The organism is Pseudomonas sp. GX19020, assembly GCF_023371075.1.
Classification (GTDB): Bacteria; Pseudomonadota; Alphaproteobacteria; order Rhodobacterales; family Rhodobacteraceae; genus Pseudogemmobacter.
In genome coordinates, this window is record NZ_JAMCCR010000004.1 from 214,998 (window position 1) to 237,411 (window position 22,414).

A 22,414-nucleotide genomic window follows, 5' to 3' on the forward strand; every position below is an offset into this window, starting at 1 on the left:
CCGCCGGAGGCATCTGAAGCCTGCCAGACGCGCCGGCATCAGAGCTTTGACACCAGCACCTTGTCGATCCTGAGCCCGTCGAGATCCACGACCTCGAAGCTTAGGGCCACGCCATCCGGGGCCTGCAGGGCAAAACGCTCGCCGAGGCTCGCCATATGGCCGAGCTGGTGCAGGACCAGACCCGCCACGGTGTCATATTCGCCGGCCGCATCGCGCGGCAGCCCCATACGGTCACAAAATTCATCGGCCGGCATCCAGCCCGCCACCAGGAGCGATCCGTCGGCCCGCTCGAAGACCGGCGGCTCGCGCGGGTCCGCCCCGGCCTCGGCGCCGGTGATCGCCTGCAACAGGTCGCTTTGCGTGATCAGCCCTTCGAAATTGCCATATTCGTCATAGACCAGCGCCAGGTGCTCGCCCGCGCGTTGCAGCACCGCGACCACGTCCAGCGCTTCCATCCGGTCCGAAATCACCGGCACATTGCGCAAAAGCCTGCGCAGATCCGGCAGATCGCCCCGCGCCAATACCCCATAGAGATCCGTGAGCCGGATCACCCCCAGCACATCCCCCGCCGCATCGGCGACAGGGATACGGCTCTGGCCGATCTCACTGACCCGCGCTGCCACCTCATCGGGTTCCAGATCCACCGGCAGCGTCGTCACCTCCTGGCGCGGCGTCATCAGCGCGCGTGCGGTGCGATCGGACAGCCGCATCACTCCCGAGATCATATTGCGCTCTTCTTCCTCGAGAACGCCGCCCTGCTGTGCCTCAGTCAGAAGCACATTGACCTCTTCCTCGGTGACCCTGTTGCCGCTCTCGCCGCGCTGCCCGAGAAGCCTCAGGATCAGCCGGCCGGAATTTTCCAGAAACCACACGACCGGCGCCGCCACGACCGACAAAAGCGCCATCAGCGGCGCGACCTTTGCTGCCACCGCCTCGGGATTGCGCAGCGCGATCTGTTTCGGGACCAGTTCGCCGATGATCAGTGAGACATAGGTGATCGCGATCACCGCACCGCCGACACCGATCCGCGAGGCCCAGGCATCGCTCATCCCGCCGGCGGCCAGCCAGGCAGCAAGGCGCCCGCCCAGCGTATCCCCCGCCAGCGCGCCTGAAAGCACCCCGACCCCGGTGATCCCGATCTGCACTGTCGAGAGGAACCGCCCCGGATTTTCAGACAGACGCAGCGCCTGGGCCGCGCCGCGCGATGTGGCGGCCATGCTTTTCAGCCGCGCCGGCCGCGACGATACCACCGCCAACTCTGACATTGAAAAAACGCCGTTCAACGCGATCAGCGCCAGAAGGATCAGGATTTCCGTCAGCATCGGGCCGCCCTTTCTCAGCGCAACGGGCGCAAAGTGGCCGGCCCGCGCCACCTTCAGTCTGTTGTCACACCGCCAGCGTCACGCCTTCGCGCGCGGCCAGATCGCAGAAAAACTGCCAGGCCACCCGGCCCGAGCGCGAACCGCGCGTCGCCTGCCATTCAATCGCTTCGGCGCGCAGCCGCTCGGGGCTGACGGTAACGCCATGCGCGTCGCAATAGCCCCGGATCATCGCCAGATATTCGTCCTGGCTGCAGGGATGGAAACCGAGCCAGAGCCCGAAACGGTCTGAGAGCGAGACCTTTTCCTCGACCGCCTCGCCGGGATTGATCGCCGAGGAACGCTCATTCTCGATCATATCACGTGGCATCAGATGGCGGCGGTTCGAGGTGGCGTAGAACAGCACATTTTCCGGCCGGCCCGAGATCCCGCCATCCAGCACCGCTTTCAGCGATTTGTAATGCTGGTCGTCATGGCTGAAGGAGAGATCGTCGCAGAACAGGAGGAAGCGCTGCTCCGGCGCCGCGCGCAGATGCGACAGGAGCCGCGCGACCGTCGGCAGGTCTTCCCGTGCGAGTTCGACGATCTTGAGGCTCAGCCCCTCTGCAAGGATCTGCGCATGGGCGGCTTTGACGAGGCTCGATTTCCCCATGCCGCGCGCGCCCCACAGAAGCGCGTTATTCGCGGGCAGCCCGCGCGCGAAATGGCGGGTGTTTTCCAGAAGCGTGTCGCGCGACCTGTCGACGCCCACCAGCAGCGAGATATCGACGCGCGACACATGCGGAACGGGGTCAAGCCGTTCAGGCCCGGTGGCCCAGACAAAGGCCTCGGCGGCAGTGAAATCAGGATCGGGCAAAGGCGCCGGAGCCATTCGCTCCAGCGCCGCTGCGATCCGGGTGAGTTGGGGGGCCAGATCGCCCCCGCTCAGCTTATCAGTCATGCTTCGTCTGCGTCCTCTTCCCATTCGCCATTCGCACGTGCCTCGGCTTCCTGTTTCTTCTCGAACCGGCGCACGAGGAAAATGGAAACCTCATAAAGCGGATAGACGGCGGCGAACAGGATCAGTTGCGACATGACATCGGGCGGGGTGACGACTGCGGCAACGATCAGGATGATCACAATGGCATAGCGACGCACCCCGGCCAGGCCTTTTGCCGTCACCAGCCCCGCGCGCCCCATCAGGGTCAGAAGCACCGGCAGCTGGAAACACAGGCCGAAGGCAAAGATCAGCTTGAGCGAGATATCAAGCGTTTCATTGACCTTACCCTGGAAGACGATGCCGATCCCGCTGCCGGTCGCGGCCGGCACCGCCGGTGCCGCGCCAGGAACCACCACCTGCGAGCTGTCATGCAGCGCCCCCGCAACCTGGCCGAAGACCGCGTTGAACATCGAAGTGACCGAGGCAAAGCCCAGGAAGAACTGCATCGCAATCGGGGTGACGACGAATTGCGCGAATGCCGCCCCGAGCAGGAACAGTGCCGGCGAGGCCAGCAGGAAAGGCAGGAAAGCGCGCTTTTCGCTTTTATAAAGCCCCGGCGCCACAAAGCGCCACATCTGATAGCCGATCACCGGAAAGCTGACGACCAGTCCCGCGATCACCGAGACATGGATCAGGGTAAAGAAATATTCTTGCGGCGCGGTATATTGCATCACCGGATTGGGGTTTCCGAGCGCGCGCATCGCATTTTCGATCGGCTTGAGCAGGAAGCCGAGAATGGGTTCTGCCACCACGAAACAGGCCAGCATCGCGACAAGGAAGGCCCCGACCGACCACAGAATGCGGTTCCTGAGCTCGATCAGATGTTCGATCAGAGGGGCGGAGCTGTCTTCGATCTCCTGGGTCATGCCTGATCCTCCGCCTTATCGAGGCCAGTTTTTGCAGCCGCTTTGACGGCGGGTTTTGCGGCAGTCTTGCGGGGCTTCGCGGCGGGTGTGCCGGTCTCTGCCTTTGCCGCTGCCGTCCTGGATTTTGTCACCGGCTTTTCGGCCTTCGGGGCCGGTGCCGCTTTGGTCTTTGCGGCGGTCCTGGGTTTGGCTTTGGGGCCGGGATCGCCAGCGGCTTCGGCCTTCGCCGCCGCGACCTTGCGCTTTGCGGCCGGCTTTGCGGCGGGTGCGGTGCCCAGCGGTGTGCTGGTCACCGGCGGCGTGATGATCGACGCCGGGATTGTCTCTGGCGCATCCTCGAAAGCGCTGGCAGTGCTTTGTGCCGGAGGCGGCGTATTGCGCAGCCGCTCTGCCGCTTCGCGGGCAATGGCCTCACGCTCGGCGCGTTTCATCGCGAGATCGGTGGTGTTCGGGCCAGCAGAGACTCCGGCAGCGACAGGCGCATTGGGATCCGGGATCGCGCCCGTCTCAGCCCCTGCGGGATCGGCCGCAACGGCGGATCCGAGCCCGACCGCCGCAGCAGGTGCCACAGCCCCGCCCGCTGCCGCCGTCGTGGCAGGCGTGCTGCCCCGCGCGGTCTTGAGCGGATCCCATTTCTCGAACTTATCCGCCGCCGATTTCACCGCATCGAGCCCCATGCTTTTGGGGCTCGTCACCTTGCGCAGGTCATTGGCGACATCCTGGACACCGCTTTCTTTCGCGGCATCTTCCATTGCGCGCGAGAATTCCCGCGCCATGGATCTGAGTTTCGCCGTGAACCGCCCCAAAGTGCGGAACATCTCGGGCAGGTCTTTCGGTCCGATGACGACCAGCGCCACCACACCAATGACCAGAAGCTCGGACCAGCCGACTTCCATCCGCGCCTCTCCTTAAACTGCGTGTTGTCCCCAGGATCAGCCCGCCTGCAAGACTTGCGGCCGGCCATCCGGCCAGCGGCATCGCCTGCAACAAGACTGCCTCACCCGTCTTTGCCCGGCCCGGTCAGGGGCAGCCAAAGGGGGCGATGACCCTTGCGGCTCAGACCTTGTCTTTTGCTGCCGTCTCGGCCGGGGTCACGTCCTTGGCAACCTCGGCGCGCTCTTTCTCGATCTCGGCAGTGCCATCGGACACGCCTTTCTTGAAGGCGGTGATGCCTTTGCCGACCTCGCCCATCAGCGAGGATACTTTGCCCTTGCCAAAGAGCACGAGAACAACAACGGCGATAAGCAGAAGGCCGGGAAGGCCGATATTCTGAAGCATGGAAACCTCCATCCAAACGGGGCCCCGGTGATTGACCGCCGGAGCGTGATTCACGTCTTCGCAGCCGCTGTGACCGCGATATGTCCCCAGGGTAGGGCCAATCGACGGGCGGATAAAAGAGCCATTCCGCTTGTGTCCTCTGGTCAACTGACAGTATTTTGTCAGTTGCCCTGACGGGGATGCCCGGCCCGGGCGACACCACAGGAGGCGCAGGGACAGGCGTCGCGGGAGAGGAGAGGTCCATAAGATGAAACGCGATGCCCGGCTTTACGACCTCGTGCAGATCCTGCGCGACGGCAAGCTGCACACGGCGGAAGAGCTGGCGGCCAGCCTTGGCGTCTCGACCCGCACGGTCTGGCGCGACATGGCGATGATGGCGGCGACCGGGCTGCCGGTGACAGGCGAACGCGGGCTGGGCTATATCCTGCGCTCGCCGCTGATGCTGCCGCCGACCGTTCTGACGCCCGACGAGCTGGAAGCCCTGGCCTGCGGACTCAAACATGTCGAGGCCAATGATCCCGGCCTCGCACGCGCCGCGCGCAATCTGCTTTACAAGATCACGACGCTGTTGCCTCAGGCCGGGATTGGACCCGACGATATGGACCCGGCGGATGAGTGACCCCGCCGGGGAGAGATGATCAGATCGTCAGATTGGTCGCCCCGCCATCCGCGAGGATATTCTGCCCGATGATGAACCCGGCATGGACGGAACAGAGGAAGGCACAGGTCGCCCCGAATTCCGCCGCCGTGCCATAGCGCTGCACCGGGATAGTGGCTTCGCGCTGGCGCTTTGCCTCTTCAGGGCTGAGCCCGGTTTTGTCCGCCAGGCCCTGATCCAGCGCGACAGCGCGGTCGGTGGCATGGATGCCGGGCAGAAGATTGTTGATTGCAACTCCCTTCCCCGCCACCTGGCGCGCAGTTCCGGCGACAAAACCGGTCAACCCGGTGCGCGCGGTGTTGGAAAGACCCAGCACATCCACCGGCGCCCGGACCGAAGCCGAGGTGATATTGACCACCCGGCCCCAGCCCCGCTCCATCATCCCCGGCACCGTCGCCTGCATCAGCGCGATCGGTGTCAGCATATTGGCATCAATTGCGCGGATGAAATCGTCGCGGTCCCAGTCGCTCCAGACACCGGGAGGCGGGCCGCCTGCATTGGTCACCAGAATATCCACCGCGCCGGCGGTCTCCAGCACCCGCGCCCGCGCCGTCGCATCGGTGATATCGGCCACCACCGGTGTCACCGAAACCCCATAGGTTTCAGACAATTCCGAAGCTGTCTTCACCAAAGCCGCCTCGCCGCGAGCGCAGATCACCAGATCGACCCCCGCCGCCGCCAGAGCCTCCGCACAGCCCCGGCCAAGCCCCTTAGACGCCGCCGTGACCAGCGCGGTCTTACCTCTGATGCCCAGATCCATATCGCTTCCTTTCGCGCGTTTACAGCGGCCAGCCTGACAATGCCCCTTCCGGGTTGCAAGCCCCCGTTCGAACCCAATACCCCCGTTATACGCCCCCTGTCATGCGTGACCGGGGCCGCATTCCCTCCGGGTGAAAACCGCCGGATTCGCGCAGGAAAGTCCAGGAAAATGCACCTCTTCCCGGATGTTTGTCACAAGCCGCGTTTGACCCCGCGCGACGCGAACTGTTATACATAAGCGTAATAACCAGTCGGAAATACCTTGCGGTCAAATTCGGGCCGCCAATGTCCAGGCCGTGGCCCGGACGATTTTGAGACCTGGTTTCAGAGCAACAGGTCTCGTTTTGATGGGCAAAGTTTCAGGACAGATCCGGCAAAATGACTTCTTTCCCCGACCAGAGCCCCAGCCAGGACCAGCGCGCCGCAACAGCGGCTGGCGCGGCGCCCGGGCAGGCCTGTCAGGTTTTCGCCGCCGGGGATATTTTCGTCTCTTCCGGTGTGAACAGCGGTGACGGGCTTGGCCTGCCCAATGAGGTTGAAAGCGGCGACATCTATCAGCTTGAGCTGGGCGCAGCCCCGTCGCGCCTGCTGCTTGAGGCCGCCGCTGACTGCGGCGCGCAGCGGGTTGCAGCCGGCTCTGCCGTCGGTCAGGCGGGCGATCTCGTGCAGCTGGTCGCGCGTTACACCCTGATGGCCGATGATGGCGACCGGGTGGAACTTTTGCTGATCCGGATCGGCCAAGACGGGGCGGACGCGCTTTGGGTACTGCCGCTGTCTCCGGTTTCGGACCGCGCGGAATATGCGCTTCTGGCGGTCGAGGTCTCGCCCCGCGATGCCCGGCTGACGGCGATGATGAGCCTCTCCTTCGCGCGCGGCACCAGGATCTCGCTCGCCAGCGGCCGCATGGTCGCGATCGAGACGCTGCGCCCGGGGATGAAGCTTCTGACCCGCGATCATGGCCCGCAGGAATTGCGCCATATCGGGCGGGCAAGCCTGCGCGCCATCGGGGCCTTCGCGCCGGTGGTGATCCTGGCCGGCACATTTGGGAATTCCGGCGATCTGTTCGTCGGCCAGCATCACAGGATGTTCCTCTATCAGCGTCATAAGCTGCCGGGGCTGGCCACGTCGGAACTGCTGGTCCAGGCCCGTCATCTTGTTGATGAAGAACATGTTTTCATCCGAGAAGCGGGTGTGACCGACTGGTTCAGCCTGATCTTCGACCAGCATGAGATCATCTATGCCGAGGGTATTCCGGTCGAAAGCCTGATGGTCAATGACGCCACCATCTCGCGTCTGCCACCGCAATTCGCCTCGGAGGTGCGGGCACAGTTTCCCGGCCTTGCGCATCTGCAGCATTTCGGGACCGAGGCCGGGCGGCAATTCCTCGATTCCATCGGCGGCCCGACACATTGGCGCAGCCGTGGCGCAGGCGGCAAAAGCCGGGCCGGTGCTGTCACAAACGATGCGGGCGCAGAACGGGACACAGCGCCCGGCGTCTCCGGACAAAGCAGCGAAGACCGCACCAGGCCCGGCTGAGCCGCGCGCAACTCAGCGCCAGAGGCCGCGCCAGCCATCTGGTTCCGGCAGGGATCGGGGGTCGAGTTTCGCCTGAATCCCCGCGCTTTGCGTGCCGATGTTCCACAACAGCGCACTTTTCGGAACCGGAATATCCGTGCCGATTGCCGGATCCATGATCCCGGTCACAATGCCCTGAAAGGTCAGCCGCCCGTCTTCCATCACCGCAATCAGCGAGGAACTTGCCCCGGGCGCGGCATCGCAGGTGAAATAGATCATGCCATTATCGGGCCGCGTCTTGCGCTGTTCACACCCCTGCCAGGAAAACTCCCAGCCGTTTTCCTGCTCGAACCGCCCGTCATAGCCGATCACCCAGACCGGCCCGGCCGGGTTCTGCCGCGCGGACCAGGGCATCGCCCCGCGCAGGCCCCCTGCCCCCCAGGCAAAATCGGGCATGATATCATCCGAGACGGTCTCGGTCAGCCGATAGGCGACCCAGTCTCCGACCCAGGGCATCCCCGCACCAGAGCGGGTGAAATTCACCGGATCCGGCTCCAGATCGACAATCCTGTTTTCGAATTCCATGCGGCGGACAGCCTCGTCGCCGGACTGGTACGAAATGTCAGGCAAGATGTAAGAGGCATTGGGCAGGAAAATCGCGTCAAGACCCGGGTCGCAATGCACCTGGCCCGGCCCCCTTCCGGTCAGAAGATGCAGTGAGGTCACCGCGTAATCCTGGCCCTCCACCGTGACCAGAACCGCATTCGAACCCCAGCCACAGTCAGGAACAGCAATCCAGCCGATGCGGTTCGCCGCCGTCAGGATCTCGCGTTCGGTCGGGCTGAGATCTGCGACAGGCTTCGCGCGCAGAACCGACATCGCTTCGCGCGTGCCATTATCGGTGAACCAGGCCGCCTGCACCGGAAGGGCCGGCAACAGCGCAAAAACAACAGACAGAAGACGCATCGACCAGATCCCCGTAACACACCTGAGCAAAAGGCAAACATGCAGGCCCAGCTTTGTCCAGCCGGCAACGCCTGACCGGTTTCAGGGGCGGATCTTTCCCCCGGCCCGCCTGCGCGATAGACGGCGACAGCGACAGGCGCTAAAAGCCCGGCCATGCTGGACAACGCCCCCACCCTTCCGCCCGAGATTTCCCGCCGCCGGACCTTCGCGATCATCGCGCATCCGGATGCGGGCAAAACCACACTGACCGAAAAGTTCCTCCTGTTCGGGGGGGCGATCCAGATGGCGGGCCAGGTGCGCGCCAAGGGCGAAGCCCGCCGCACGCGCTCGGACTTTCTCAAGATGGAACAGGACCGGGGCATCTCGGTCTCGGCCTCGGCAATGTCTTTTGAATATCGCGAGTTCCGGTTCAACCTGGTCGACACGCCCGGCCACTCGGACTTTTCCGAAGACACCTATCGCACGCTGACAGCCGTCGATGCCGCGATCATGGTGATCGACGGGGCGAAAGGCGTGGAAAGCCAGACGCGGAAACTGTTCGAGGTCTGCCGGCTGCGCGATCTGCCGATCCTGACCTTCTGTAACAAGATGGACCGCGAGGCGCGCGACACATTCGAGATCATTGACGAGATCCAGGAGAACCTGGCGATCGATGTGGCGCCGGCCTCCTGGCCGATCGGCTCTGGGCGCGATTTCCTCGGCGCCTATGACCTGCTGAATGACCGCCTTGAGCTGATGGACCGCGCCGACCGCAACAAGGTGGCGGAATCGGTCAAGCTCGACGGGCTGGATGACCCGCGCCTTGCCGACCATATCCCCGCAGACCAGCTGGCGCAGCTGCGCGAGGAAATCGCCATGGCGCGGGAATTGCTGCCCGCCTTTGACCGCGAGGCGTTTTTGCAGGGCGCGATGACGCCGATCTGGTTCGGCTCTGCGATCAACTCTTTCGGCGTGAAAGAGCTGATGGAAGGGATCGGCAATTTCGGCCCCGAACCGCAGCCGCAGAAATCCGCTGAACGCGCCGTCGGGGCAGACGAGCCGAAAGTCACCGGCTTTGTCTTCAAGGTCCAGGCCAATATGGACCCCAAACACCGCGACCGTGTGGCCTTTGTCCGCCTCGCCTCTGGCCATTTTGAACGCGGCATGAAGCTGACGCATGTGCGCTCGAAAAAGCTGATGGCGGTGACCAATCCTGTGCTGTTCCTTGCCGCTGACCGCGAGCTGGCCGATGAGGCCTGGGCCGGCGACATCATCGGCATCCCGAATCACGGCCAGCTGAGGATCGGCGACGCGCTGACCGAGGGCGAGACGCTGCGCTTTACCGGCATCCCGTCATTCGCGCCCGAGCTCTTGCAGAACATCCGCGCGACCGACCCGATGAAGGCCAAGCACCTGGAAAAGGCGCTGATGCAATTCGCCGAGGAAGGTGCCGCAAAGGTCTTCAAGCCCGCCATCGGATCCGGCTTTATCGTGGGCGTCGTGGGCGCGCTGCAATTCGACGTGCTCGCCTCGCGGATCGGGCTGGAATATCAGATCCCGGTGCGGTTCGAACCCTCGCAATTCACCTCGGCGCGCTGGATTTCGGGCGACAAGGCCGAGATCGAAAAGATGGTGAACCTGAACAAGCAGCATATCGCCACCGATAATGACGGCGACCTCGTGTTCCTGACCCGCCTGCAATGGGACATTGACCGGGTGGTGCGCGACTATCCGGCGCTGCGGCTGACGGCAACGAAAGAAATGATGGCCTGAGCGCGAGAACGCTTCATCACGGGCTCAGATCGGAACAGGCCGGGAGATCCCTCTCCCGGCCTTTTTTTATCAAAAATCAAATATATCGCCGAGGATACTGCCCATTCCGCGTTTGCGGCGCCCCCGGCCACGGTCATCATAATCATCGTCATCGTCATCATAGCGTTTGCGGCTGCGGTTGCCGGACATGTCCTGATCCCTCGGGTCCGGCACGGACGTGTGTCGCACGCTCTGGTCAAAGCCCCCGCGCTCTGGCGCACGGCCCCCGTGCGAGACAGAGCGGTCCTGCGCGTGGTGCGACCTGGCCGCTTCGCTGACCGGAGGCGGCGGCGGCGGGCTTGCGCGCTGCGGCTCGGCCTGGGTCACAGCCGGCATCGCCTTGCTGGCGGCAACCTCGATCAGCTTATCCAGCTCCCCCCTGTCGAGCCATATGCCCCGGCATTTCGGGCAGTAGTCGATCTCGACCCCCTGGCGCTCTGTCATAAGCAGCGTCTCGTTGTCGACCGGACATTTCATTCTCGTCTCCGAACTGGTTATCTTTTGCGCATGTCGGGATAGCAGCTCTCCCGCACAAGCCCCGCGCGTCCGCAATTTGCGGCCTGCCGGCGAAACAGGCGCAGATCCGCTGCCTGCCCCGGGGGCGCCCCTTTTTTTTGCGCCGCTGCCAGAGCGGAACCAATCCGCCGAAAACACGCCGCACTCGCAACCAGAAGGTCACAATCCGGCACAAAAAGGTGCCTCAGATTGACCATTGTACAAAATCGCGCTATCTCGCGCCGGAACCCGCAATCCGGCGGGCTGTTCCGATGGGGCGCCTGAAATCCTGCGTCCCGCCCCCACTCGCGGCCGGTCCTTATGACCCTTTCCGCCACTATTGGACGCATATGACCAAATTTTCCGACCTCGCCCTTGATCCCCGGGTTCTCCAGGCCGTTTCCGAAGCAGGGTATGAGACGCCCACGCCGATCCAGGCTGAAGCCATTCCCGAAGCTCTGAAGGGCCGCGATGTACTTGGGATCGCCCAGACCGGCACCGGCAAAACCGCCAGCTTCACGCTGCCAATGATCACGCTGCTCGGCCAGGGCCGGGCGCGCGCGCGGATGCCGCGCAGCCTCGTGCTGGCGCCGACGCGCGAACTCGCGGCCCAGGTGGCCGAGAATTTCGACATCTATGCCAAACATACCAAACTGACCAAGGCGCTGCTGATCGGCGGCGTGGCTTTTGGCGAACAGGACAAGCTGATCGATCGCGGCGTCGACGTGCTGATCGCAACGCCGGGCCGGCTGCTCGACCATTTTGAACGCGGCAAGCTCTTGCTGACCGGCGTGCAGATCATGGTGGTCGATGAGGCCGACCGGATGCTCGACATGGGCTTCATCCCCGATATCGAGCGCATCTTCCAGCTGACACCCTTCACCCGCCAGACCATGTTCTACTCGGCCACCATGGCGCCCGAGATTGAACGGATCACCAATACATTCCTGACCGCCCCCGCGCGGATCGAGGTTGCGCGTCAGGCAACCACCAATACGAATATCGACCAGAAGGTCGTGTATTTCACGCCGTCGCGCAAAGACCGGTCCTTCACCGAAAAGCGTGCCGTGCTGCGCGCGCTGATCGCGGCAGAAGGCGCCGCCTGCACCAATGGCATCGTGTTCTGCAACCGCAAGATGGATGTGGATGTTGTCGCCAAATCGCTGAAATCGCACGGTTTCAACGCGGCCCCCATCCATGGCGACCTTGACCAGTCGCAGCGGACGAAGACGCTCGACGCCTTCCGCGACGGCTCGCTGCATATCCTTGTGGCCTCCGATGTGGCGGCGCGCGGGCTGGATATTCCGGCGGTCAGCCATGTGTTCAACTTCGACGTGCCCGGCCATCCCGAGGATTACGTGCACCGCATCGGCCGCACCGGTCGCGCCGGCCGCCATGGCCGAGCCTTCACCCTGGCCACGCCGTCCGACGCCAAGCAGCTGGCGGCTGTGGAAAGCCTCGTGAAACAGGAAATCCCGCGCGCAGAGCTGCCCGAAGGGCTCGATCTTGAAAACGCCGGTTCGTCGCGCACGCGCAGCGAACCGCGTGGCGATCGGTCCGAACGTGGGGAACGCTCAGAGCGTGGCGAGCGTTCGCGCGGTGGCAAGGGCCGCGAACGTACCCGCGGCGGGCGCGAGCGCGCTCAGGACGAAGACCGTGCCGCCGCCCCCCCCCAGGCCGAACCCGTCGCGCCGAAGGCGCAGCCCGAGCGCAGCGAGGCCCCCCAGAAAGAGGCCAGGGCCAGCTCAGGGCGTGAGGGTGGCTCTCGCAGCTCCTCCTACAGTGAACCCCGCCGCGATCCGGTCGCCCGTGAAGCTGGCAGCCGTGATGCAGGTGGCCGCCGCAACGACCGCCGCGACCGCCGTGACGATGGCCCCGCTGTGATCGGCATGGGCGACCATGTCCCCGACTTCCTGCTGCGCAGCTTCCGGATCAGCACGCCCTCCCCCGCCGAAGACAGCGCAGCCGAGGATCATATCGCCCCGGACCACGGCCCGGAAGAGGACGCTGCACCCCTGGCTGCGGCTCCGGCCGCTGCCCGCGCCCCGGAAAGCATCCCGGTTTCCGCAGAGGCACCCGCTGTGGCTCCGGAGGCCGCAGATGAGTCTGGCGAAAGCGAAGAGCGGGCTCAGCCTGCCTGACCCCGTCTGCGCGCATCGGGCCTGGTATCCGATGCGCGCAGACAGACCTGACAGAGCAGGCCCCGATCTCCCGCAGGAGGACTGCCAGCCTTCGCAAAGGCAGAGATCGCACAGGCCCACCCACGACCCTCGATAAATCTCCGGCTGATCCTGATCCCAGCCATCACTGCAGCTTCGAAGGCGCCGCCGTCGCCGATGTAGGGCCGCTGTCCACGATCTGTCAGCGCAATCAGGCTATGATCACATGCCGCAGGACATGATCCGGGGCACAGGCTGTGATGAACGCAAAAGCTATTCTGGCTAGCCGGGTGCGCTCTCAGACGGCGATCCGGATCTTTCCGCCCGGGGCCGCTGCCCCAAAAGGCGCGACGGACTTTGCCGCGGCGCTGAGACAGGTGCTGTGATCTTTCCGGGTCAGCTCGTCCGGAGCGTGATCGCGACCAGGCCGGCAGGTTACGGAAAAGGGCATGTCGGGTATGCGCACGCCCCTGCCGCTATCTCCGAAGACAGAGATCATCGGCTGTTTTGGCGGGATCTGATTGCTGGCCGGGCTGACGCAGCAGCGGAGAACTATATACCTGCGATCCGGTATGACACGGCAGCGCGTCATCTGCCCCCGGGCCTGCTCCGATGGTGATGCCGCTCAGACGATCCGCCCGCTTGGTCATGAGCGTGACCCCAGGCACTGCCCCAGGATAATCGCAACCCGGGTGGCGAGGATTGCGCTTTGCTACAGCTTCCCGTCCGGGACACGCCTCGTGCAAAAACGCCCTATGTCCACTGCGCCGAGCAAAGCTGAGACACCCGCATTTCAGGACCGAAAACTCTGCCTTCTTCCGTCAAAATCTGCGCGAGAACTGCCATCAGGGCCGCAGCAGTCATAGCAAAGCCCGCCTGTGGCGGGCTTTGCTATGCTGCCAAAATCGCGCGGCCAAAGGCCGGGCTCCTCCGCTCCTCACCCGGGGGCCGGGCCTCTGGTCCGGCCCCCGGGTGAGGAGAACCCCGAAAAGCAAGATCGGACGCAGAAGGTCAGGGTCGAACCCTGCCCCGCCTGGCATCATTCAGGCAAAAGACGCGAAACCACCACGGTCACTTCCGGCTTCTTGCCGATTTCTTCCACCGCGACCTGGCGGATGATGCGGCGCATGTCATCCTCGACCTTATCATCGTTCTTCAGAACCTTGCGCCCGGCCCGGCCCATCCATTCATCAAGCTCGGCCTCCATCGTCTCGGCAAGATCGCGCCCGCCCTTGCCGGTCGGCGTCAGCCCCATGATCTCGACCCAGGGCTCGCCCAGCGGCTCGCCTGCCTCATCAAGAATGACCGTCGCCAGCACATGCCCGTTCAGCGCCATGCGGATCCGGTTGCGGATCACCCCGTCCAGCGCCCCGATCAGCACGGTCCCGTCCAGATAAAGCCGCCCGGTCTCGACATATTCGACAACCTTCGGATGCTCACCGGTCAGATCGACCATCATCCCGTTCACTGCCACCTGGGTCGCGATACCGCCTTCGGCCCCGATCCGTGCATGTTCGGTCAGATGCCGGTGTTCACCATGCATCGGGATCAGCATATCCGGCAGCAACAGCCGATGCACATGTTCCAGATCCGGACGGTTCGCATGGCCCGAAACATGGTACAGCCCGCCGGCATCATCGACGACCCGCACGCCCTTTTCGGAAAACTCGTTCCAGATCTTGTAGACGCCCTTTTCGTTCCCCGGGATCGTGCGCGAGGAAAACAGGAACGTATCGCCCTTCTTCAGCTCATGACCGAGATACTTGCCGCGTGACAAAGCCGCCGCCGCCGCCCGCCGCTCGCCCTGGCTGCCTGTGACCAGCAGCATCAGGTTACGGCGCGGCACTTCCAGCGCGTCTTCGGTCGAAACTACCCGCGGGAAGGAGGTCAGCACCCCGGTGGACTCGGCGACCGAAAGCATCCGCTTCATCGACCGGCCCATGACGCAGATCGTGCGATCCGCCGCCACAGCCGCCTCGGCGAGCGTCTTCAGCCGCGCCACGTTCGATCCGAAGGTGGTCGCAACGAACATCCCCTCGGAAGCCTTGATCAGCTCGGCCAAAGGCTCAGCCAAAGTCGCCTCGGATCGCCCCGGATGGGTCGAGAACACATTGGTACTGTCGCACATCAGCGCCCTGACCGGCGCTTCATCGGCCACCGATTGCCAGAGCGCATCATCCCAGGCCTCGCCCACGACCGGCGAACGGTCGAGTTTGAAATCCCCCGAATGCACCACGCGCCCTGCCGGGCTGTCGATGATCAAAGCCGCCGATTCCGGGATCGAATGCGAAAGCGGCACGAATTGCACGCGGAAGGGCCCCGCCTCGACCACATCAGGCCGTGCGCCCACGGTCACGATCGCATCGGCCGGATGTCCCTGTTCATCCATCTTCAGCTTGCCGATGGCGGCGGTGAATTTGCGCGCATAGACCTTTGCCTTCAGCTTCGGCCAGAGATGGCCAAGCGCGCCGATATGGTCCTCATGGGCGTGGGTGATGAATATCGCCTCAAGTCTGCTTGCGCGTTCTTCCAGCCAGGTGATGTCGGGCATGATCACCTCGACCCCCGGAGCCCCGTCCATATCGGGGAAAGTCACCCCCATATCCACGAGGATCAGCCTCTCCTTCCCGGGGGCGCCATAGCCATAGACATAGGCATTCATCCCGATTTCGCCGGCACCACCCAGCGGAAGGTAGATCAGCCGTTCACTCTTCATGCGTTTTCCTTGTTGTACTCATGGATCAGGACGAGGCCATGCATGGTCAGATCATCCTCAATCGACTCGAAAATTTCAGTGTCCTGGGCGAAGAGCGACGCGAGGCCGCCGGTGCCGATCACCTTCATCGGGCGGTCGCGTTCCTCGCGGATGGCGCGCACGATACCTTCGACAAGGCCGATATAGCCCCAATACACCCCTGACTGCATACAGGCCACAGTATTCGTGCCAATCGCCTGCGCGGGCCGCGTCACGTCGACATGGGGCAGCGCGGCCGCCGCCATATGCAGCGCCTCCAGGCTCAGATTCACCCCCGGGGCGATCACACCGCCGATATAAGCGCCATCGGTATCGACGACGTCAAAGGTGGTCGCGGTCCCGAAATCGACCACGATCAGATTACCGCCGTGCCGGTCAAAGGCGCCAGCGGTGTTCACCAGCCGGTCAGGGCCGACGGTCGTGCCCTGATCGACGCGCGGCTGATGCGGCAACAGGCATTCAGGCTTGCCCACCACCAGCGGGCGACAGTCGAAATAGCGGTTCGACAGCACGCGCAGATTGAACACGACCCTCGGCACGGTAGACGAGATGATCACCTCAGCGATTTCAATCTCAAGCCGGTTCAGCAACATCAGCGAGGACAGCCAGACGAAATATTCATCCGCCGTGCGCTTGTGATCGGTCGCAATGCGCCAGGTGGCAATGAACCTGGCCCCGTCCCAGATAGCAAAGACGGTATTGGTATTGCCGCAATCGATGGCGAGAAGCATCGGGGGCTCCCTGGGGTTCGTGTCAGAAAAACACATCCGCTGCCGGAATGGCAACGGTGCCAGAGGCCATGCGCAAGACCAGATTGCCGTCCTGGTCGATGGTCTCGAATATGCCCTCGCGGGTCTCGGAGCCGGTGCGGGCGATGATCTTCTCACCAATCCGCGCGGCGCGCGACAGCCAGGCGGTGCGGATAGGCGCAAACCCCTCGGCGCGGAAAATGGCTTCCCAATGCGCCATAGCGGGTGCCAGCGCATCGAGGAACCGCGCGGGCGTCACCCGCACCCCGGTTTCCCCAAGCAGTGAGACCGGTGCCACCGCGCCCGGCTCCACCGCCGATGCCGGCGGCGCATGGAGGAGGTTCACCCCCATCCCGATGACGAGCATCTGGCCGGAGGCCTCAAGCAGGATCCCCGTCAGCTTGCCGCCATTCAGGAGCACATCATTGGGCCATTTCAGCGCGAAACCCGTGCCATTCCCCACAACCGCGACAAAGGCGTCATAAAGCGCCAGCGCCGCGATGAAACTGCGCAGCCCCAGCCGCGCCGGGGGTTCATCCAGGCGTTGGGCAAGGCTGCCATAGAAATTGCCCGGCGGGCTGGTCCAGGGCCGCGCACGCCTGCCCTTCCCCGCCGTCTGCTCGCCTGCCAGAATCCACAGAGGCCCCCGAAGATCGGGGGCCCTGCGGAAGGCCTCGAGATTGGTGGAGTCGACCGAAGCCAGCTCCACCCGGGTGACGGGATCAGAGCACAAGCGCTTTTGCCGCCGTCAAAGCCGGCTCCTCGATACCGAAAAGGTTGATCGCCCCCAGCACAAGGATCGCGGCAACCGCCATCATCAGCACCCATTGCACCGCCGACATACGGCTTTCGGCCGGATCTTCGGTATCGCCGAAATAGATGAAATAGACGACGCGCAGATAGTAGAAGGCGCCGATGACCGAGGCGATCCCGCCCGCCACCGCGAGCCAGACCATGCCCGCATCCACCGCTGCCTTCAGCACCGCAAATTTGGCGTAGAAGCCGATAAAGGGCGGCACACCTGCAAGGCTGAAGAACAGCATCAGAAGCGCCAACGCCTTCAGGGGTTCCGATTTCGACAGCATCTTCAGGCTGGCAATATCGGTGACCGGGCGGCCATTGCGCTCCATCCCGAGAATGAAGGCGAAGGAGCCGACCCCCATGGTGACATAGATCACCATATAGATCAGCATAGCCTGGACGCCCTGCACGGCCTGGTCGGCAGTGCCAGTGGTCGCGGCGGCAAGACCGATCAGCGCATAGCCCATATGGGCGATCGAGGAATAGGCCATCAGGCGTTTGATGTCTTTCTGGCCGATGGCGGCAATCGCGCCGAGATACATCGACAGAACCGACATCGCCGCCAGCACCTGGCCCCATTGCGCCGGGATCGAGCCAAAGGCATCCCATGCGAGGCGTGCGATCAGCGCCATCGCGGCGACTTTCGGCGCGGTGGCGAAGAAGGCGGTCACCGGGGTGGGCGAGCCCTCATAGACGTCGGGCGTCCACATATGGAAGGGCGCGGCCGAGATCTTGAAGGCAAGGCCCGCCAGCATGAACACAAGGCCAAACAGCAGCCCCAGCGAGACATCGGCCTGAAGTGCTACGAAGATGCCGTCGAATTGCGTCGTGCCGGTAAAGCCGTAAACCAGCGAGGCGCCGAACAGCAGCATCCCGGAAGACAGCGAGCCGAGGACGAAGTATTTCAGCCCGGCTTCCGAGGATTTCGCGGAATCGCGGCGCATTGCGGCGGTCACGTAAAGCGCCAGCGACTGCAGCTCCAGCCCCATATAGAGCGCCATCAGATCACCGGCCGAGACCATCATCATCATGCCGGTCACGGCCAGCGTCACGATCACCGGATATTCAAAGCGCAGCATATTGTAGCGCTGCATATAGTCCTGGCTCATCACCAGCACCGCCGCCGAAGAGACCAGGATCACCACCTTGGCGAAACGCGCAAAGGGGTCATCGTTGAACATGCCGTGGAAAGCCGTCCGGCTGCCCTCACCCCCCAGGCCGATCCACAGCGCAAGCGCCACGAAAAGCCCCGCCGTGGCCCAGACCAGCGGCACCGCCACTTTGTCCTTGCCGGTGTACACACCGAACATGAGCGCGGCCATCGCGTAAAGCGCGAGGATCACCTCGGGCAGAACGGTGTTGAAATCAACTGCGGTCATTGTCGCGCTTCCTCAGTGCATTGCCGCCTGCTCAGCCAGAACGGGCAGAGCGGCACGGTAGTTCTCGATCAGATGGGTCACGGACGGGCCGATGATATCGGTGACCGCGCTCGGATAGATGCCGAGGAACAGGGTCATCGCCACCAGGGGCGCGAAGATCAGTTTCTCACGCGCGGTCATGTCGGTGATCAGCTTGAGGCTGTCTTTCGTAAGCGTGCCAAAGACCACCCGGCGGTACAGCCAGAGCGCGTAAGAGGCCGAGAAGATGACGCCCGAAGCCGCGAAGAAGGCGATCCAGGTGTTGACCTGATAGATGCCCATGATCGTCAGGAACTCGCCCACGAAACCAGAGGTGCCGGGAAGGCCGACATTGGCCATGGTGAAGAACATGAAGACCATCGCATAGGCCGGCATGCGGTTCACAAGACCGCCGTAAGCGTCGATCTCGCGGGTATGCATCCGGTCATAGATCACGCCGACACAGAGGAAGAGCGCGCCCGAAATGAAGCCGTGGCTGATCATCTGGAAGATCGCGCCATCAACGCCCTGCTGGTTCATCGCGAAGATCCCCATGGTCACGTACCCCATATGGGCGACCGAGGAATAGGCGATCAGCTTTTTCATATCCGACTGCACCAGCGCGACCAGCGAGGTGTAAACCACCGCAATCGCCGACATCCAGTAGACCAGGGGCGCCAGCAGATCCGAGGCCACCGGGAACATCGGCAGCGAGAACCGCAGGAAGCCATAGCCCCCCATCTTCAGCATCACCGCCGCCAGGATCACAGACCCCGCTGTCGGTGCCTGAACGTGGGCATCGGGCAGCCAGGTATGCACCGGCCACATCGGCATCTTGACCGCAAAGGAGGCAAAGAAGGCAAGGAACAGCATGGTCTGCACGCCGCCGACCACATGGATCCCCAGGAGATCAAAGCTCTCGAAGCTGAATACATGCGTCAGGAGCGAGACCTGGCCGTCGCCACAGGCGCCGATACAGGTGGTGCCCGCATCCATATACATGAAGATCATCGCCACCAGCATCAGCACAGAGCCGAGGAAGGTGTAGAGGAAGAATTTGAACGCGGCATAGATCCGGTTCACACCGCCCCAGACCCCGATGATCAGGAACATCGGGATCAGCCCTGCCTCGAAGAAGAGGTAGAACATCACCAGATCCAGCGCGCAGAACACGCCGATCATCAGCGTTTCAAGGATCAGAAACGCGATCATATATTCCTTGACGCGCTTCGTCACATCCCAGGCCGACCAGATCACCAGCGGCATGAGGAAGGTCGTCAGCATGACGAAGAGGATCGAGATCCCGTCGACGCCAAGCCGCCATTTCAGACCGAGGATCCAGTCACGTTCTGTGACGAACTGGAAATCCGTGTTCGACGGATCGAACTCGGCCAGCAGGAAGAGGCTGGCAAGGAAGGTCGCGATGGTCGCGAACAGCGCCAGATATTTGGCGTTGCCGCGTGCGGCCTCGTCATCGCCGCGCAGGAAAAGCGCCATGATCAGCGCCGCCACCAGCGGCAGGAAGAGGATGATATTGAGAAGTTGTTGTGCCATGGATCCCGGGCCCCTTTACCTGGCGCCACCGAAAAGCGTCATCCAGGTGACCAGGGCAACAATCCCGAGCACCATGGCGAAGGCATAGTGGAAGACAAAGCCCGATTGGGCACGATTTGCGAGGCGGGTGAAGAAGGGGATAATCCCCATCGCCACCCCGTTGATGGTTCCGTCAATGACCTTGACGTCATTCTTCCAGAACAGTCGGCCAAGGGCTTTCGAGCCTTTGACGAAGACGAAGGTATAGACCTCGTCAAAATACCATTTGTTCAGGAGGAACAGGTAGAGCGGGCGTTGCTGCTCTGCCAGACGGCGCGGCCAGGACGGGTTTCTGATGTAGAAGAGCCAGGACAGAACCAGACCGATCAGCATCGCGACAAAGGGCGAGACCTTGACCCAGGACGGTACCATATGGGCCGCCGCAATGATGGTGTTCGGCGCATGGCCCGAGGCTTCGACCTTTGCAGCATCGACACGGGTGTCGACCACGGCCTGCTCTTCCGCGCTGTAAGGCAGCATCAGAAGCGCGCCTTTGGCCGCCACACCGTGATCTGCGCCGTGATCTGCGGCTTCGACCGCTTCACCCGGATCGGTCACACCGGCATCAGCAGTGGCAAGCGCCCCGGCCTGCGCCGCTGCATTGGCCGCTTCCTCAGCGGTCGGCGCATCAGCTGCAGGTTCGGCGTGACCCGCCTCGCCCATTGCGGTCTCACCGGCTGTGGCGTGATCGGCGGCTGGCTCTGCGTGACCTTCTTCGATGTGATGGGCCGCAAGCTGCTCCATCCCGAACCAGGTCCGCATCTTTTCTTCATCTCCGAAGAAGACCTTGTACCAGATCATCCCCGAGAAAAGCGCACCAAGCGACAGGACCGCCAGCGGGATCAGCATGACCAGCGGGCTTTCATGCGGCTCGTGGTGATGGCCATGGCCGTGATCATCATGGCCATGGGAGTGACCATGGTCATGCCCGTGATCATGCGAATGGTCATCCTGCGGCTTCTGATCGGCGCGGCTGGTGCCGTAGAAGGTCAGGAACATCAGGCGCCAGGAATAGAAGCTGGTCATGCCGGCGGCGATGACAAGCAGCCAGAAAGCATAGTTCGACCCGATATAGGCGCTCTCGATCACGGCGTCTTTCGACAGGAAGCCTGCGAAACCGTAATAGGTCAGCGGAATACCGACACCGGTGATCGCCAGTGTCCCGATCATCATCATCCAGAAGGTGAACGGGATCTTTTTGCGCAGGCCACCATACCAGCGCATATCCTGTTCGTGATGGGTCGCATGGATCACCGAACCGGCGCCAAGGAACAGCATCGCCTTAAAGAATGCGTGGGTGAAGAGGTGGAACATCGCGACCGGATAGGCCCCGACGCCGGCGGCGACGAACATATAGCCCAGCTGCGAACAGGTCGAATAAGCGATCACGCGTTTGATGTCGTTTTGCACCAGACCCACGGTCGCGGCAAAGAAGGCGGTCGTTGCCCCCAACACCGTGATGAAGCCCGTCGCATAGGGCGCATATTCAAAGACAGGCGACATGCGGCAGACAAGGAAGACGCCTGCGGTCACCATGGTTGCGGCATGGATCAGCGCAGAGACGGGCGTCGGCCCTTCCATCGCGTCCGGCAGCCAGGTGTGCAGGAACAGCTGTGCCGATTTCCCCATCGCGCCGACAAACAGCAGGAAGGCGATCAGGTTCACCGCATTCCAGTCGGTCCAGAGGAAGCGCAGCGTCACTTCGGACTTGCCCGGGATCGCGGCGAAGACCTGGTCGAACTGGATCGAATCCGTCAGCAGGTAAAGACCGGCGATGCCAAGGATGAACCCGAAATCACCGACCCGGTTCGCGATGAAGGCCTTCATCGCGGCAGCACCGGCGGATTGTTTCTTCCAGTAGAAACCGATCAGCAGGTACGAGGCGACCCCCACCCCTTCCCAGCCGAAGAACATCTGCAGCAGGTTATCGGCGGTCACCAGCGTCAGCATGGTGAAAGTGAAGAACGAGAGATAGGCGAAGAAACGCGCGCGGTAAGGCTCGTCATCCGTCCAGTTCTCGTCATGGGCCATATAGCCGAACGAGTAGAGGTGAACGAGAGCCGAGACCGAGTTGACGACGACCAGCATGATCGCGGTCATCCGGTCGACACGGATCGCCCATTCGGTCGAAAGCGTGCCCGATTCCACCCAGCGGAGCAGCGTGACCTTATAGGTCTCGCCGTCAAAGCCGAGGAAGATGACCCAGCTCAAAGCCGCAGCAAGGAAAACCGCCGCCGTGGTCAGAACCTGTGCCGGTTTCTCACCGATGAACCGCCAGCCGAAGCCGCACAGAATGGCCCCGATCAGCGGAGCGAAAAAGACAATCTGAACCAT

At 63.1% G+C, this 22,414-nt stretch carries 18 protein-coding genes; 4 read left to right on the forward strand and 14 right to left on the reverse strand.

Going from position 1 to position 22,414, the window contains the following annotated elements; translation table 11 throughout:
* Positions 1-38: 38 nt before the first annotated feature.
* From M3484_RS10045 to M3484_RS10065, 5 genes are all read right to left on the reverse strand, one after another.
* Positions 39-1,322: a hemolysin family protein gene (locus M3484_RS10045; RefSeq protein WP_249496758.1), complete on the reverse strand. Its 1,284-nt coding sequence runs from the start codon at positions 1,320-1,322 to the stop codon at positions 39-41.
* A 64-nt stretch (positions 1,323-1,386) separates the two neighbouring features.
* On the reverse strand, positions 1,387-2,259 hold the full coding sequence (locus tag M3484_RS10050) for an ATP-binding protein (protein WP_249496759.1): 873 nt from the start codon (positions 2,257-2,259) through the stop codon (positions 1,387-1,389).
* A complete protein-coding gene (tatC, locus tag M3484_RS10055) occupies positions 2,256-3,164 on the reverse strand; it encodes a twin-arginine translocase subunit TatC (protein ID WP_092896329.1) in 909 nt (302 codons plus the stop codon). Before tatC ends, M3484_RS10050 begins: the two co-directional genes overlap by 4 nt.
* Complete coding sequence (tatB, locus tag M3484_RS10060; RefSeq protein WP_216279324.1) at positions 3,161-4,060, reverse strand: Sec-independent protein translocase protein TatB; 900 nt, start codon at positions 4,058-4,060, stop codon at positions 3,161-3,163. Before tatB ends, tatC begins: the two co-directional genes overlap by 4 nt.
* A gap of 160 nt (positions 4,061-4,220) precedes the next feature.
* The gene (locus M3484_RS10065; RefSeq protein WP_249496760.1) at positions 4,221-4,442 is read right to left on the reverse strand and encodes a twin-arginine translocase TatA/TatE family subunit; all 222 of its coding nucleotides are present in this window, start codon (positions 4,440-4,442) and stop codon (positions 4,221-4,223) included.
* A 247-nt stretch (positions 4,443-4,689) separates the two neighbouring features.
* Between M3484_RS10065 and M3484_RS10070 the strand changes: the two genes are divergently transcribed.
* Positions 4,690-5,061: a helix-turn-helix transcriptional regulator gene (locus tag M3484_RS10070; protein WP_249496761.1), complete on the forward strand. Its 372-nt coding sequence runs from the start codon at positions 4,690-4,692 to the stop codon at positions 5,059-5,061.
* Between the two features lie 19 nt (positions 5,062-5,080).
* On the opposite strand, the gene M3484_RS10075 is transcribed toward M3484_RS10070, so the two are convergent.
* Positions 5,081-5,860, reverse strand: a complete 780-nt coding sequence (locus M3484_RS10075; RefSeq protein WP_249496762.1) for an SDR family oxidoreductase — start codon at positions 5,858-5,860, stop codon at positions 5,081-5,083.
* 377 nt (positions 5,861-6,237) lie between these two features.
* On the opposite strand from M3484_RS10075, the gene M3484_RS10080 reads away from it, so the two are divergent.
* Positions 6,238-7,395, forward strand: coding sequence for a Hint domain-containing protein (locus M3484_RS10080; RefSeq protein WP_249496763.1), 1,158 nt, complete (start codon positions 6,238-6,240; stop codon positions 7,393-7,395).
* 12 nt (positions 7,396-7,407) lie between these two features.
* Here the strand turns inward: M3484_RS10080 and M3484_RS10085 are convergent, their stop codons facing one another.
* Complete coding sequence (locus tag M3484_RS10085; RefSeq protein ID WP_249496764.1) at positions 7,408-8,340, reverse strand: hypothetical protein; 933 nt, start codon at positions 8,338-8,340, stop codon at positions 7,408-7,410.
* A 153-nt stretch (positions 8,341-8,493) separates the two neighbouring features.
* Here M3484_RS10085 and M3484_RS10090 point away from each other — a divergent pair, with 153 nt between their 5' ends.
* Positions 8,494-10,092, forward strand: a complete 1,599-nt coding sequence (locus M3484_RS10090; RefSeq protein ID WP_249496765.1) for a peptide chain release factor 3 — start codon at positions 8,494-8,496, stop codon at positions 10,090-10,092.
* A gap of 69 nt (positions 10,093-10,161) precedes the next feature.
* Here the strand turns inward: M3484_RS10090 and M3484_RS10095 are convergent, their stop codons facing one another.
* Positions 10,162-10,608: a TFIIB-type zinc ribbon-containing protein gene (locus M3484_RS10095; protein WP_092896317.1), complete on the reverse strand. Its 447-nt coding sequence runs from the start codon at positions 10,606-10,608 to the stop codon at positions 10,162-10,164.
* 368 nt (positions 10,609-10,976) lie between these two features.
* Between M3484_RS10095 and M3484_RS10100 the strand changes: the two genes are divergently transcribed.
* Positions 10,977-12,767 (forward strand): DEAD/DEAH box helicase, encoded by a 1,791-nt coding sequence (locus M3484_RS10100; protein WP_249496766.1) that lies wholly within the window; start codon positions 10,977-10,979, stop codon positions 12,765-12,767.
* Between the two features lie 1,057 nt (positions 12,768-13,824).
* Here the strand turns inward: M3484_RS10100 and M3484_RS10105 are convergent.
* The 6 genes from M3484_RS10105 to nuoL are packed head-to-tail and all read right to left on the reverse strand — an operon-like array spanning position 13,825 to position 22,414.
* The gene (locus M3484_RS10105; protein WP_092896311.1) at positions 13,825-15,501 is read right to left on the reverse strand and encodes a ribonuclease J; all 1,677 of its coding nucleotides are present in this window, start codon (positions 15,499-15,501) and stop codon (positions 13,825-13,827) included.
* Positions 15,498-16,271 carry a type III pantothenate kinase gene (locus tag M3484_RS10110; RefSeq protein WP_092896309.1) on the reverse strand — a complete coding sequence of 258 codons (774 nt, stop codon included), beginning with the start codon at positions 16,269-16,271 and terminating at the stop codon, positions 15,498-15,500. Before M3484_RS10110 ends, M3484_RS10105 begins: the two co-directional genes overlap by 4 nt.
* Positions 16,272-16,293: 22 nt before the next feature.
* On the reverse strand, positions 16,294-17,022 hold the full coding sequence (locus M3484_RS10115) for a biotin--[acetyl-CoA-carboxylase] ligase (protein ID WP_249496767.1): 729 nt from the start codon (positions 17,020-17,022) through the stop codon (positions 16,294-16,296).
* Complete coding sequence (nuoN, locus tag M3484_RS10120) at positions 17,012-18,469, reverse strand: NADH-quinone oxidoreductase subunit NuoN (protein ID WP_092896305.1); 1,458 nt, start codon at positions 18,467-18,469, stop codon at positions 17,012-17,014. Before nuoN ends, M3484_RS10115 begins: the two co-directional genes overlap by 11 nt.
* Positions 18,470-18,481: 12 nt before the next feature.
* Positions 18,482-20,041, reverse strand: coding sequence for an NADH-quinone oxidoreductase subunit M (locus tag M3484_RS10125; RefSeq protein WP_092896303.1), 1,560 nt, complete (start codon positions 20,039-20,041; stop codon positions 18,482-18,484).
* A gap of 15 nt (positions 20,042-20,056) precedes the next feature.
* Positions 20,057-22,414, reverse strand: coding sequence for an NADH-quinone oxidoreductase subunit L (nuoL, locus tag M3484_RS10130; protein WP_249496768.1), 2,358 nt, complete (start codon positions 22,412-22,414; stop codon positions 20,057-20,059).

Bases quoted from the DNA above. Each gene is read 5' to 3' on its own strand.
- nuoN (WP_092896305.1), bottom strand. From the start codon at position 18,469: ATGACCGCAGTTGATTTCAACACCGTTCTGCCCGAGGTGATCCTCGCG.
- M3484_RS10065 (WP_249496760.1), bottom strand. From the start codon at position 4,442: ATGCTTCAGAATATCGGCCTTCCCGGCCTTCTGCTTATCGCCGTTGTT.
- M3484_RS10095 (WP_092896317.1), bottom strand. From the start codon at position 10,608: ATGAAATGTCCGGTCGACAACGAGACGCTGCTTATGACAGAGCGCCAG.
- nuoL (WP_249496768.1), bottom strand. From the start codon at position 22,414: ATGGTTCAGATTGTCTTTTTCGCTCCGCTGATCGGGGCCATTCTGTGC.
- M3484_RS10110 (WP_092896309.1), bottom strand. From the start codon at position 16,271: ATGCTTCTCGCCATCGATTGCGGCAATACCAATACCGTCTTTGCTATC.
- M3484_RS10050 (WP_249496759.1), bottom strand. From the start codon at position 2,259: ATGACTGATAAGCTGAGCGGGGGCGATCTGGCCCCCCAACTCACCCGG.
- M3484_RS10125 (WP_092896303.1), bottom strand. From the start codon at position 20,041: ATGGCACAACAACTTCTCAATATCATCCTCTTCCTGCCGCTGGTGGCG.
- M3484_RS10085 (WP_249496764.1), bottom strand. From the start codon at position 8,340: ATGCGTCTTCTGTCTGTTGTTTTTGCGCTGTTGCCGGCCCTTCCGGTG.
- M3484_RS10090 (WP_249496765.1), top strand. From the start codon at position 8,494: ATGCTGGACAACGCCCCCACCCTTCCGCCCGAGATTTCCCGCCGCCGG.
- M3484_RS10080 (WP_249496763.1), top strand. From the start codon at position 6,238: ATGACTTCTTTCCCCGACCAGAGCCCCAGCCAGGACCAGCGCGCCGCA.
- M3484_RS10100 (WP_249496766.1), top strand. From the start codon at position 10,977: ATGACCAAATTTTCCGACCTCGCCCTTGATCCCCGGGTTCTCCAGGCC.
- M3484_RS10075 (WP_249496762.1), bottom strand. From the start codon at position 5,860: ATGGATCTGGGCATCAGAGGTAAGACCGCGCTGGTCACGGCGGCGTCT.
- M3484_RS10070 (WP_249496761.1), top strand. From the start codon at position 4,690: ATGAAACGCGATGCCCGGCTTTACGACCTCGTGCAGATCCTGCGCGAC.
- tatB (WP_216279324.1), bottom strand. From the start codon at position 4,060: ATGGAAGTCGGCTGGTCCGAGCTTCTGGTCATTGGTGTGGTGGCGCTG.
- M3484_RS10045 (WP_249496758.1), bottom strand. From the start codon at position 1,322: ATGCTGACGGAAATCCTGATCCTTCTGGCGCTGATCGCGTTGAACGGC.
- tatC (WP_092896329.1), bottom strand. From the start codon at position 3,164: ATGACCCAGGAGATCGAAGACAGCTCCGCCCCTCTGATCGAACATCTG.
- M3484_RS10105 (WP_092896311.1), bottom strand. From the start codon at position 15,501: ATGAAGAGTGAACGGCTGATCTACCTTCCGCTGGGTGGTGCCGGCGAA.